We start from the raw sequence: 12,885 nt of genomic DNA, 5'->3' as shown, positions 1-12,885 counted from the left end.
GTAGTGGTTTTATATTGTTGTATTTCAAAACTAAGCATCCATTATTTTTCAACTTTTGATTTTAAATGAGTATTAGACTAGTATCAGCTATGTCAGAATTTTTACATATTTTTATCTAGCTGATTTAAGTAATTTTCTATTTTCATTAACATTAGTGGATTATCATAGATTTTGCATAGCTCTCTGGCTTCTAAATAATAATTTTTTACTTGCTCTTGATCTAAGAATTGTTTTCCAGAATTTCCAACGAGGATTAGTAGGGGTGCTAATTGGTAACTAGTTTGTTGTTCTTTACAAAGTTCTATAGTCTCAAGAGCTTCTTGAATAGCTTCACTATATTTTTCTTTTGATACTAAATAGTGGGCATGGTTGTAACGAACTCTAATATAACCAAATAGATATTCTTGATGTTCTAGATTTTTTGTTTGATACAATTTGAGTAATAGAGAGTAGTTTGTTTCATAATCTTCTTCACGACCAACTAGAGAATAGAAATTAGAGAGAGTGTTCAATAGTTTCAAGTAAATTAAGCTATCTGAGTCTATTCCTGATAGCATATGTTCCAAGTCAGAAATAGCCTTATCTTGAAGATTGTAGTGATAGAAATCAATGATAGATTTGATCCATTCAAGATATGTGCGATCTTCTAAAGTTAGAAAAACATTTCGATTTAATTCTATTTTATAAAGATATTCTAAATCGTCATAATTTCTATCATCTAGTAGACGACTAGAAAGGTGTTTGAAATTAGAGAGATTAGATTTGATTTCAATTTCATCATTGAAAAAATAATCCAAAGGGACTTCTAATCTCTGCGAGAGTTTGAATAATAAATCGGCAGAGGGGATAAAGTGTCCTCTTTCAATTTTACTAATCTGGCTTTGTTCACAAATACCTTCTGCAAGAGATTTTTGAGAAAGTCCTAGCTTTTTTCTTTGTAATTTAAATTTTTCACCTAGTATATTCATAAAAATAATAGTTCTTTCTATTTTTAATCCATTATACAATAGATAATTTCAAAAGGCAAAACGCCACATTCAGAAATGACTCAAAAACATTAAATTATAAAAAAGTCAAAAGAATAATAAAAATAATTGACTTTTGGTTATATCGGAGTTAGAATGTTAGTAAAATAGGAAGGAGGAATAAAATGAAGAAAAAGCTCATAATTCATAAATTATTTACATTTTTACTATTTGGAATAATTGTATTTAGTAGTACTCCTATCTACAGTCATTCGCTCCAAGAAACTTATTTGAAGCACTTCAATGAAGTGAGATTGGAAATACAAAATAATGCTGATGGACTTGACGTGGGGAAAGCTGATTAATTTTTTGTTATTTTTAGTATGTAACTTTATATGTCTATAAGAATAGAGGAGGTATTTTTATGAGAGTAGTAATGCCGCAAACGCTTCCAAAATCTACAGCATCTGGGATTGCAGCTGTTTCGGGATATGAGCCTTGGTCAAAGAGAACTCTAGATAGTATCAAGGATTCTTTAGCAGATGATATTCCAATTTTTATTCGGCTCCACTCAGCGGCAGATTATCCTTGTGAGACTGTTGAAGATACTAAACGGCTTGATATGGAGTCACATGCTGTTTTAATCGTTGGTTATGACGATGAGTCTGAAGAATTTCTAGCAATTGATCCTTGGAATGAAGGATGGAGAGGTGAATTTGGAGGTGTAATTCAGTTACCCTATAGCATATTACATAAGGTTTGTGTAAATTGTAGCGCAGATAAATGTACTCGCATGTCAGAGATGTATACAGATGTTACTATTACTTCTAATGATAAGCAGAATTTAGTAAATTTAAATATTGGTTTCTACACTCCGCGAGGATATATTATGGATAAAGAAGATACTCAGTTTACATCGTTTGAAGTAACTCTGAAATCAGAGAGAAATTCTTTTGAAGTAACAAGAAAAGTATTAGGAACTTGGGAAATTGGTGAATATGCAAAACTTTGTTTTCCAATTCCTATAAATAAATCGGGAATTGATACTCTAAGTTTTGATGTGAAGGCAACTATTGAGGGATTAAGACCTTATAAATATACTGATACTTTTAATTATTTTTTTATTGAAGATGTGGAATATTTAGCTGTTGAAAGTTCAATTTCGAAATCAGCCTCTTCAAGAAATATTATTTAGCATCAAAGAAATATTGAATTGCTAGTAGAACTTAATCACTTGGAGGCTACGTTAATTTAACGTTAATTCAAGTGATTTTTATTTTTCATCATATGAAATGAGGTAAATATGTATCAAGAATATTTAATTAATGATAATATTAGTGAAATTAATTTGAAAGAAATATGGAGGTTAAAGATAGATAGTCTTTTGAGAGTCCCATTTTTTGATCCTGAGAATTCTGATTTTGTTTATATTGTTTGTTATTCAGAAAGATATAGAGAGTATCAATTAAAAAAATTTTTATGTGAATCAGGTCAAATAATTTGGGAGAAAAAATTTTTGAATGGAGGTTATGGGACTCCTGTTATATATGGAAGAACAGTTTTTATGCTTAGTGGATTTGATACTATTGTAGGAGTAGATAAAGAGACAGGTGAATTAGAGTTTGAGATATCTTTAGGAAGTAGAGTAAGAACTTCTCTGAATGTTTTTGAGAATTTGGTTTGGGTAGCTGGAGTCGAGGATATTGTAGGTGTTTATCAAAGAGGTAATATACAGAAAAAATTCAAATTATCAGGTGCATTTATATATGGTGTTTTATTGTCGTTTCAAGATATGGTTTTAGTAACTGGTACTAAGTATTTTGAAGAACAAAATAAATCATATAAAGTTGTTTGGTTATTAAATTTTGAAAATGGTGAAGTACTATTTGAAATTAAGTTGGATGTAGGGTCGATTATTAGTACAGATACTTCAGGAGCATGGATTTCTGAAAATCACGCATATATATCTAATAACAACATTGTTTATAAGGTTAATCTAATCAACGGAGAAATTGAGTGGAGCTCGGAAGTGGAAGGTGATTGTGATCGCCAGACAGTTGTAGTTGAAAAAAATAGAGTATATTATACAACATTAAAAGGTGTTGTTGGATGTTTACAGGTGGAGGATGGAAAAAAAGTATGGGATATAAAAATGAAAGAAGGATTGATTGTATCGCCAGTTAGTATCATAGGGGATACGCTTTTTGTTCTTGCAGATGCAATGCTATATGAACTAGATAAAATTAGTGGTACTTTAAAAAACCGTCAAGTTATTGGTCATACTCCATATAGTATGTGTTCTGTATTTGGTAATTATGTTGCTGTAGGGGGAGGAGAACCGCCTAGCCATGGATTACTTACAATGTTTCAGATTGAAGAGGAATTATCTATTCCAGAGGTATTAGATTATTTCACTCTAGATAACGACTTCGACAATGACTATATTGAAATATCGATTAAAACTTTAAATAAATGGGAAAAAGTATCAGTTCACACTTCTAGAATTTCAGAGATTGAAATTCAAACTTTGAATGGTGGACCTCAGAGTTTTTCCGGAAAAATTAAATTAAGTGAAAGAAATGTAGAAGGATTATATGCTATTCCTCTGACTCTAACAAATCATGAAGCTACAGAAAAATATGTAAGTATTGCTATAGAACTAAAAAGAACAAAAACGTTGCCTACAAAGAAAGTAATTTCAAAGTTTTTAGATCCAGTTACTCAAAGTACAGAGTTTAATAGTGGTGCTGCTTTATCAGTTATGATGTTAGAAAAATATGGGAAACTTATTTCTCAAGAAGAGTTTAGGAAAATTGTAGATTATGTGAAAGAAAAAAGTAATTGGGGAGATGCAGAATTTCAAACATGGCGATTAGTTTTAAAAAGAATTTTAACAAATTCTTCAATTACATTAGGTGATTTTAAGAAAAGTGAGGAAGAAATATGATCTATAAATTCTCAAAAAATTTTATGAAGGAAATAGGGCAAGAGCGAATCATATTTATTCTATGTTTATTCGTATTAGGTTACGGTTTAATTTGCATACAACCCTATCTATTACCACAAATAGTCAATAAAGATAGTACAATTTCATATGTAAATTTTTCACTTTTTTTAATCACCTTGCTAGTACCTTCTTTATTGAATTATCTTTCAAATTTTTTTGTTCAAATAACTAGAGAAGTATCGAAAAATTTAGTATTTGATTTTTTTAAGAGTCAAAATTATGAGTATTTTCTTGAGTTTAAATCATCAGAATTACAAGGGATTGTTTCAGAAATATCATTTACATGTAGAGCAATTGCACAGGAAATTGTTCCTGCTTTTATTAGAGCAAGTATAACAGTGATTATGTTTTCGGTGTTTATTGGTATGCAGGATAAGTTCCTTGGTGTTCTATACTGTATTCTTTGTATAATTTATATGACTCTATCCTCATACTCTTCGAAAAAAAATCGGAGTAATATTCAATCAGCGATTGGAAAAACTTTAGATGTTAATAAAGGAATTGATGATTATTTTAAGAATATTGATAGTATTTACTCTTATAAAATGTTTAGGAGGGAATCAGAAATTTTTAGACAGAAAACAAAAGAAGAGGCAAACATATACTATAGAGTCCAAAAAAGTATCTATAATATCTATTTTTGTCAACAAATTCTACTTGTAGGGATTATTTCTTTTCTATCACTATTGTGGGTGAATAATTTTGATTATTCCCGAAATCCAATTTCCTTCATATTGGTTCTTATTTATTCAGTATTAAATTTATCAAGTTTTGGAACTGATTTTCTAAGTGGAATTGAATTAAAGGATAGATTAAACATAGCTCTTTCTAAGATTCATTATGGAATAGAGACTGCTCAACATATATTAGAAATAGATAAAAGAGAGCAAAGTATTCATGTCAGAGATCTGTCATTTAGATTCAAACACACACAATCTGATAATAAAGAAGTTATCTTAGATCATGTAAACTTGATATTTCCCCTTCAAAAGAATATAGCTATCTTGGGTGGAAATGGCTCTGGAAAAACAACACTTTTAAAAATAGTAGCAGGCTTGTTTCAACCAGATGAAGGAAAGGTAACGATTCCTGAAGGTATAAAGATTATTTACGTTGGTCAAGACAGTATGATTTTTAATAGAAGTTTAAAAGAGAATTTATTTTACGGAGTTACTGAAATTACTTCAAATAAAATAAAAGAATTATTCTATTTGGCAAAAAGGTTACAAATAAATGAGATTATTTCAAAAGACTCGGATTTAGAAAGGGAACTAGATGGAGAAACTTTTAATTCTTTCTCAGGGGGAGAGAAGCAGAAAATTTTAATCTTGCGTTCTTTGATTTCTGATGCAGATGTGATTTTATTCGATGAAATAACAAGTGGTTTAGATGCTGTATCAGCAACAACTTTTTACAAATTAATAAGAGAGTACTCTTCCCAAAAAACTTTTATTTGTATTACACATCGTGGAGAGGAGCTTGTGAATTTTGATATTGTTGTTAGTCTTTAATTTTGTAGGTGCTCATGGTTAGTAGTTTCCTAGTCAAGCACAAAAATAAATTAGCGAAATTTTAAAAGAATAATTGACAGATGGTAGAAAATTCGAAAGAAGCCAAGGTCAAACTATCTCATTACAGTTATTAAGAATCTAAAATCATCAAATTCCATGATTATCAGTTTTCAGGGATTCCACACAAGAGCAAAAGAACGAAAAACCCACCTTGAATGTTGAAATTCAAGGTGGGTTTCAAATTATCTAGTCAACTCCAAATTGATTGCGACTACTGCTAGGAGTGTCAGTTTCTACATTCGAAGAAGGTAGGGTATTTGGATTTGGAAAGACGTTGTCCAACATATTAGATGACGTTGGTGTTGTTTCATCTGAAGATGATGGGGTTGTTACAGAACTGGAGCTAGAAGTTGAGTTTGGACTTGGTAAGATGTAATCCTCTTCGTCATCCTCAACCCGGCTATAGCTTGGAACCTGGCGTGCGCCACGGGCTGCGTTAGACGTGTTGGCTCCATTTTTGAAGACGTAGCTGCCGCTGCGATAGAGTCCGCTTGGCATTGGGAAGTCGTCGTTTCCGTTGGGATGGAGGTAAGCCATCATGTTGCGGTAAACGCTGGTTGCGACATCGATTCCATCATCAAGAATTGGAGTGAAGCGGTTATTGTAACCAGTCCACACAGCCATCGCATATTGTGGCGAGTAACCAACAAAGAGCTCGTCTGGAGCTGCGATGTAAGATCCAGCAGTTGAACGAGTCAGTTTAGCAACCTCATCGTCACCATAGTTGGAAGTACCAGTCTTACCGGCTTGGAAAAGTCCGGCAATTGCAGCATTTCGACCAGTGTTGTGGGTTAGAACGGTTTTCAACATGTCAGTAATCATGTAGGCTGTTTGTTCAGACATAGCACGATTTCCCTTATCGGTTAGATCTTGGGAAGTACCGTCTTGGTAAACAACGCGGTTGACATATTGTGGTTTGTAGTAAGTTCCTCCGTTGGCGAAGGCTGCATAGGCTGCCGCCATTTTTTCAGAGCTTGCTCCGTATTGGCGGTCGGAGATGGTTGTATTACTTGAGATGGCGTTGGCATAAAGCATCTCAGGATAATTAATTCCTAATCCATTCAAGAATTTAAGAGATTCATCCAGACCAACGGCTTCTAAAGCTCGAACGGCTGGAACGTTCCGCGAATCTTGAATCGCATACTGGAGGGTAATGGTTCCTAAGAAACGACGGTCATAGTCATAAATCGGAGTGTTAGATCCTGGATAATCATAAGGGGTATCATAAACGTAGGCTCCTGTAGAATCGTAGATTCCGTTTTCAATAGCGGGAGCATAGTCTGTGATTGGCTTCATGGAAGATCCAAAGTCACGGTTGGTTTCAACTGCTTGGTTGGTACCAAAGGAGACATTATTAGATTGGTTCCGTCCGCCTAGTTGAGCTACAACGCGACCGTTGGTAACATCGACAATGGTTGAAGCGACTTGCATTTCATCGTCAGGGTAGGCAACGTAGTCGTAGGTGTTGTAGATGTTCCACAGTTGTTGTTGTGCTTCAATATCAACGTTTGTATAAACTTCCATACCCGTTGTGAGGAGGTTGTTTCCTGTTTCCTGTTCAACTTGCTCGATAACTTGTTTGAGGTAGTTGTCGAGATAGGCTGGGTAGCTTTCGGTCCGGCGGAGACTTTGAAGTCCATCAGTGATTTGTGTGTTGATGGCTTGTTCGTATTGCTCAGCGGTGATGTAGTTCATTTCCTTCATCTCGCCTAGAACAAGATTGCGACGCTCAAGCGCGGCTTCAGGATTGGAATAGGGGTCGTATTGGTTGGGAGCCTGTGGCATTCCGGCTAGGAGGGCGAGTTGTGGAAGACTGAGGTCTTTCAGCTCTTTACCATAGTAGCTCTGGGCCGCAGTTTTCATTCCATAGTTACCATTGGACATGTAGACCTTGTTGATGTAGTAGGTCAAGATTTCCTGTTTGGTTGCCCGTTGCTCCAATTGCATGGCCAACCAAGCTTCCCGGGCTTTCCGACTCAAGGTTTGGTCTGATGTAGCGGTTGAGAAATAGGTCAGTTTAATCAATTGCTGGGTTAGCGTAGATCCACCTTGACGACTACTAGAAGTCAGGTTGTTGAGAGCAGCCCCGGCAATACGAACAGAATCCAGACCCCGGTGATCAAAAAATCGGTGGTCTTCAATTGCAACAATGGCATTGACCAATTCGACGGGAATTTCTTCTGGAGATGCATTCTCACGTTTCTCAGATCCTAGATCGGCAATCAAGTTGTTTTGATTGTCATAGATTTTGGATGATGCGGTTGCGATAAGCTCTTCTTCTGAAAGGGTTGGCGATGTAATCGCAAAATAGGCGAACACAAGTCCCCCTAGTACAACCAATGTGAGAAAGAGCGATAACATTCCGAGGGCAATGAATTTACCGAGTCTCGGCCATGAAAAATTCTTCATTTAGAATTACCACCTATTAAATGTTCTTCAATAATTTCCAAATAGGGTACACTAGGAAAGGCTCCCAGCGAAATGGAGTAGCCTTGTTCCCGAATAAACTCTATAGGGAGGGATTTCCAATCTTCTTGGAAACTTTGAATGAGGGCTTCTGCTGGTAGCAAAAAAGTCTCCTGTAATGTTGAAAAGTGTAAGAGAGCGAAACAGATTCCATCTTGTTCAAGCACCTGCCGCATGTGATCAATTTGGTGAGCATGGAAATTCTTAAGGGGCATGCCTGTTTTTTGTCGCGTCTCCTTGGCTTCAAAATCCAGGTAATACCCTTTATAAACACCGGAATAGTCGGTGGTTGAGGCCTGTCGAAAATAGGCTTCAACAATCTTGGCTCGACTCCTCTGAGGGTAATCGACCCGCACAATCTGAACCGGTGTCGGTTTTTTATGGATAACTGCTCGCCCTTTTGTGAGATAATAAGAATTGGTCTCATTCAGCATTTTTTCGAAGGACATCCCCCGATTGGCAAAATTCGCTTCCGATCGAATCGAAGCGCGTCCAATCTGGCGACGTCCACCGAGTTTCGATGGGTACTGTACCATAAGTCTCCTTTAAAACATTACACCCAACCATTATACCATACTTTAGAAAGAGGACTAGCTAAAAAATGCCGACATTACTTGCAGCAGGTTACACCAGTTTTGATTTAGGGATTTTTGCTCCCAAAGACCCTCGGCTTCCAATCATCAAGAGTCTCCTAAAACGAACCTATCGTCGCTATTTAGAAGAAGGAATTGATTACATTGTTTTTCGAGGACAACTGGGATTTGATGCCTGGTCCTTGGATGTTTTAGAAGAACTCCGCGCAGAAGGTTTCGACTTTCAGATGGCCTGTGTTTTTTGTTTTCAAGATCAAGGAAAAAATTGGAATGAAGCCAATCAAGAGGTTTTAGCCCGCTTTAAAAGACTTGATTATGTAGCCGCGGCCTATGAAAGTTATGAAAATCCCAGCCAACTCAAAGCTTACCAAGATCTACTGCTGAGACATGCGCAGGAGGTTCTGTTTTTGTACGATGAGGAGAATCCAACGAATCTAAAATACCTCAAAGAAGCCGCCCAGGAAAAAGGAATCCCCTTACAAATGCTGGACTTTTACGAATTAAACCAGGAGGCGGAAAATTTTTCAAAAGATAATGGCTAGCCCTTGCTAAAATAGGAGAAGATTTTATATAATTAGATTTATAAATCAGAACGGAGAGAGAGATGGCCAGTATTAAGTATAGCTCGAAAGATATTTTTGACAAAGATTTTAAAACAACCGTAAGAGGCTATAACAAAGAAGAAGTTGATGAGTTTTTAGATGATATTATTAAAGACTACGAAACCTATGCAGCTCTGGTGAAGGAATTACAACAAGAGAATCAGCGTCTCAAAAATAGCGCTGCAAAACCAGCTGCACCAGCATCCTATAGTCCAGGATCCCTCCCCAAAGAACAAGCGACTTCTGTTTCCAACTATGATATTTTACGTCGCTTGAATCGTTTGGAGAAGGAAGTTTTCGGCAAACAAATCGCTGAAAAAGGTTTATAAGAGCAAGGGACGTGTAGTTTTCGGATAATCGCATATCTGCCTGTCAGGTATGAGGAAAGTCCATGCTAGCACCAGCTGTGATGCTGGTAGTGTTTGTGCTAGGCGAAGACATAAGCCTAGGGACGAGAAATCGTTACGGCGATCGAAAAAGCTAAGTCTGCGGATAGGTTTGAATAGATCTGAAAGTGCCACAGTGACGGAGTTTTTCTGGAAACAGAAAAAGTGGAACGCGGTAAACCCCTCAAGCTAGCAACCCAAATTTTGGTCGGGGCATGGGATACCTGGAAATCGAACGGAGTATCCTGACCGGTCTTGGACCGGTAGACAGATGATTATCGAAGGAAATAAGACCTAGTTATTTCCGGAACAGAACATGGCTTATAGAAAATTACACATAGGTAGCTAGCGTATGCTAGCTTTTTATATAGAGGAAGTACTGTGAAAAATGAATTTCAAATAGTAGCGACAGCTGCTGCAGGGCTAGAAGCCTTAGTAGGACGGGAACTCCGTGCAATGGAGGTTGACTGTCAAGTTGAAAATGGCAAGGTTCGTTTTAAGGGCGGTCAGGAAGCCTTTATGAAGGCTAATCTGTGGCTACGAACAGCGGACCGGATTAAGCTGGTTTTGGGAGAGTTTCCAGCCAAAACTTTTGAGGAGCTGTATCAGGGCGTGTTTGCGATTGACTGGCAAGATTATCTCCCCTTGGGAGTAGCCTTTCCTGTCTCCAAGGCTCGTTGCGTGCGTTCAAAGCTACATAATGAACCGAGTGTTCAAGCCATTACCAAAAAGGCGATTGTGCGGAAGATGCAAAAAGTCTATGCCCGTCCTGATGGTGTGCCCCTGCCCGAATCCGGCCCTATTTTTTCGATTGAGGTTTCAATCCTAAAAGATCGAGCGACCATTTTGTTGGATACCAGTGGGGATAGTCTCTTTAAGCGAGGCTACCGGACCGATAAGGGAGGTGCCCCTCTGAAAGAGAATATGGCGGCAGCCTTGGTCAGCCTGTCCAACTGGTTCCCAGATAAGCCCTTGCTGGATCCGACCTGTGGATCTGGGACGATTGTGATTGAAGCAGCCTTGAAGGCTTTAAATATCGCTCCTGGTCTGCGTCGCTCCTTTGCTTTTGAGGCCTGGCCTTGGTTGGATCAAGGACTTTGGAAAAACTTAAAAGAAGAGGCTGTGGCAGCCAAGAAGGCTGATCTAGACCTAAACATTATGGCTTCGGACATTGACGGGAGAATGGTGGAGCTAGCGCGGGCCAATGCAGAACGGGCCGGTGTGGCTTCTTACATTACCTTTAAACAAATGCGTTTACAAGACTTTCGGACAGAGCTAATCAATGGGGTGGTGATTTCTAACCCTCCTTACGGGGAGCGCCTTTTGGATGATGAAGGCGTGACCCGTTTGTACCAAGAAATGGGAGAAACCTTTGCGCCTCTGAAAACGTGGAGTAAGTTTATCTTAACCAGTGATGAGCAATTTGAAACCAAATATGGAAGCCTAGCAGATAAGAAGAGAAAATTGTATAATGGAACTCTAAGAGTTGATTATTATCAATATTTCGGAGAACGTGTGAGACGTTCGGAGAATCGTACCAATTAAAGGAGGTAGCTATGTCGAATAAGGATGGGATTCCGACAAATTCAGAGCAGGAGAGCGTTCTGGATTTAGAGCAAGCACAGGAATTGACCGTTGCGGAAGCAGCACAAAAAAATGCAGAAACTCAAGCGGGCATTGTCCCAAGTGACAATGCCTTGGATAAATACATTAAGCAGCACAAGGACAAAATTCAGGAAGCTAAGTTTGATACCCAGACCATTGACCTGGCAGAAGCTAGCAAGTTGATCCAGGAGAATCTAGCATCTGAGTCCTTGGTGAAGGTGGCACCAACTTTTAGCAGTCAAGTGGACACACCCAAGGCAGAAGCGGTTGCTGATCTGGAAGAGACAGCTGTTTTTGATACAGTGCCAATGGTTTCAGCTAGTGAAGAGCTTGTGGCTGAGACCAAAGAGGCGGGCTCAGAGGCTCTGGTTACTGAGGCTGAGCAAGGGGCAGCCCTTGGAGCTGCTTTAGCGGCGGCTGATCAAGCGGAGCTAACTGAAGGATCCCGGAAGGCTTTGAGACTTCCGTTTTATAAGACCAAATCTTTTATTTATTCGTCTGCGGCAGCCTTGGCGATTCTGGTTCTGGGTGGAACTAGCTATGCGCTTTTACAACAGTCCCAGCAAACTTCGCAGAAGGCCGCTTCTTCTTCATCAACCAGCAAATCGAGTTCTAAGGCTAGCTCAAGTCAGGATGCGAAAACGGTTGAGGAGAATTTGAAAACCTTTAATAATCTGGTTGATGGTTTTTACACATCTGCCGAAAAAACGGCTTTGAAAAATGATGCCTTTGGGGATCTGCCAAAATTGCAAGAGGCTCTGAATAAATTAAAAGGGACCAAGGAGTACGATAAGGCTAAGGAAACTTATGATAAGTTGTCCAAGGAGATTTCGGCTGTTCAGGATTTGAATGCCCAGTTTGAGACGCCGGTTCTTGTTGATGGGGAGATTAAGGCGGACGCTAAACCTAAAGCGACGGCTCTCTTCGGCGATATTGATAGTGGCAATGACAAGTTGAATGAGTTGATTAAGCAAGCCTTGGCGATGGGACGGCAAGAAGCAGTGCCAGCACCTGCACCACAGACAGCGACAAACTCTGAACAGGCTGCACCAGCTGAAACTGTTGTGACAGCTCCAGAGACACCAGCTGCTGTTCAGGCTCCTGCTCAGACTCCAGCTCCGGCCAATCCAGCGCCTGCAGTAGCAGTCAATCCGACTCCTGCAACAACAACCATTTCACCTGGTGGTCAGGCCTATCCAGCGATGGTGGTGACACCAGAAGTGGCTAGTCCAGTGGTTCCTGCTGGTGGTGGTTACATTGATTGGGGAATCAAGATTCAACGAGAATTGAGTCGAGTTCCTTATGATCCAGCTAAGCTAGTGGACAGTGAAAATCCAGCTTGGTTCTTTACACCAGGTGTGCTCGAGCGCATTTTGGATGATGCCCGCCGAAATGGTTATATTGTGGGAGACCAATATATTATTGAGCGTGTGAATATCATTAATGGAAATGGTTATTTCAACCTCTTCAAGCCAGATGGGACCTATCTCTTTAGTATCAATGCAAAGACAGGTTACTATGTCGGAAACGCTCCAGGAGGGGCGGACGCTCTCGATTATTAAGGGTTCTATAATAAGTTGTGTGGAAAGCTTTCTCTCCATGCAACTTTTTTTGTAATTCAGAGTGCAAAAAAAAGCAATTCCTAGTAAACTGATAAGTGGAAAAAACATCAGAATAGGAATTGCTTTAT

The 12,885-nt window shown here is 38.5% G+C and carries 11 protein-coding genes and 1 other RNA gene; 9 read left to right on the top strand and 3 right to left on the bottom strand.

Going from position 1 to position 12,885, the window contains the following annotated elements; genetic code table 11:
* Positions 1-101 precede the first annotated feature (101 nt).
* Positions 102-968 (bottom strand): helix-turn-helix domain-containing protein, encoded by an 867-nt coding sequence (locus HZY94_RS01700; RefSeq protein WP_179924760.1) that lies wholly within the window; start codon positions 966-968, stop codon positions 102-104.
* A gap of 182 nt (positions 969-1,150) precedes the next feature.
* Between HZY94_RS01700 and HZY94_RS01695 the strand changes: the two genes are divergently transcribed.
* The 4 genes from HZY94_RS01695 to HZY94_RS01680 all read left to right on the top strand — a co-directional run bounded on the left by HZY94_RS01695 (position 1,151) and on the right by HZY94_RS01680 (position 5,483).
* Positions 1,151-1,330, top strand: coding sequence for a PhrA family quorum-sensing system peptide (locus tag HZY94_RS01695; protein WP_179924759.1), 180 nt, complete (start codon positions 1,151-1,153; stop codon positions 1,328-1,330).
* Between the two features lie 59 nt (positions 1,331-1,389).
* Positions 1,390-2,160: a C39 family peptidase gene (locus tag HZY94_RS01690; protein ID WP_179924758.1), complete on the top strand. Its 771-nt coding sequence runs from the start codon at positions 1,390-1,392 to the stop codon at positions 2,158-2,160.
* A gap of 108 nt (positions 2,161-2,268) precedes the next feature.
* Positions 2,269-3,912, top strand: coding sequence for an outer membrane protein assembly factor BamB family protein (locus HZY94_RS01685; RefSeq protein WP_179924757.1), 1,644 nt, complete (start codon positions 2,269-2,271; stop codon positions 3,910-3,912).
* Positions 3,909-5,483 carry an ATP-binding cassette domain-containing protein gene (locus HZY94_RS01680; protein ID WP_179924756.1) on the top strand — a complete coding sequence of 525 codons (1,575 nt, stop codon included), beginning with the start codon at positions 3,909-3,911 and terminating at the stop codon, positions 5,481-5,483. The genes HZY94_RS01685 and HZY94_RS01680 overlap by 4 nt, the downstream gene beginning before the upstream one ends.
* A 246-nt stretch (positions 5,484-5,729) precedes the next feature.
* Here HZY94_RS01680 and pbp1a read toward each other — a convergent pair whose 3' ends face one another.
* Together pbp1a and recU are read right to left on the bottom strand one after the other, a co-directional pair.
* Positions 5,730-7,952, bottom strand: a complete 2,223-nt coding sequence (pbp1a, locus tag HZY94_RS01675) for a penicillin-binding protein PBP1A (RefSeq protein WP_179924755.1) — start codon at positions 7,950-7,952, stop codon at positions 5,730-5,732.
* Positions 7,949-8,545: a Holliday junction resolvase RecU gene (recU, locus tag HZY94_RS01670; RefSeq protein ID WP_179924754.1), complete on the bottom strand. Its 597-nt coding sequence runs from the start codon at positions 8,543-8,545 to the stop codon at positions 7,949-7,951. Before recU ends, pbp1a begins: the two co-directional genes overlap by 4 nt.
* A gap of 65 nt (positions 8,546-8,610) precedes the next feature.
* Here recU and HZY94_RS01665 point away from each other — a divergent pair, with 65 nt between their 5' ends.
* The 5 genes from HZY94_RS01665 to HZY94_RS01645 all read left to right on the top strand — a co-directional run bounded on the left by HZY94_RS01665 (position 8,611) and on the right by HZY94_RS01645 (position 12,757).
* A complete protein-coding gene (locus HZY94_RS01665; protein ID WP_179924753.1) occupies positions 8,611-9,144 on the top strand; it encodes an SLOG family protein in 534 nt (177 codons plus the stop codon).
* Positions 9,145-9,206: 62 nt separating this feature from the next.
* Entirely contained in the window at positions 9,207-9,533 is a 327-nt protein-coding gene (gene gpsB / locus HZY94_RS01660; protein WP_179924752.1) for a cell division regulator GpsB, read from the top strand.
* Between the two features lie 16 nt (positions 9,534-9,549).
* Positions 9,550-9,919, top strand: an RNA gene (gene rnpB / locus HZY94_RS01655) — RNase P RNA component class B.
* Positions 9,920-9,971: 52 nt separating this feature from the next.
* Positions 9,972-11,135, top strand: a complete 1,164-nt coding sequence (locus HZY94_RS01650; RefSeq protein ID WP_179924751.1) for a THUMP domain-containing class I SAM-dependent RNA methyltransferase — start codon at positions 9,972-9,974, stop codon at positions 11,133-11,135.
* Positions 11,136-11,146: 11 nt separating this feature from the next.
* Entirely contained in the window at positions 11,147-12,757 is a 1,611-nt protein-coding gene (locus HZY94_RS01645; protein ID WP_179924750.1) for a cell division site-positioning protein MapZ family protein, read from the top strand.
* Positions 12,758-12,885 lie beyond the last annotated feature (128 nt).

Source organism: Streptococcus danieliae, from assembly GCF_013415245.1.
Lineage (GTDB): Bacteria > Bacillota > Bacilli > Lactobacillales > Streptococcaceae > Streptococcus > Streptococcus danieliae_A.
The sequence above is the reverse complement of the archived record's forward strand: the minus strand, read 5'-3'. Positions and strand labels throughout refer to the sequence as shown.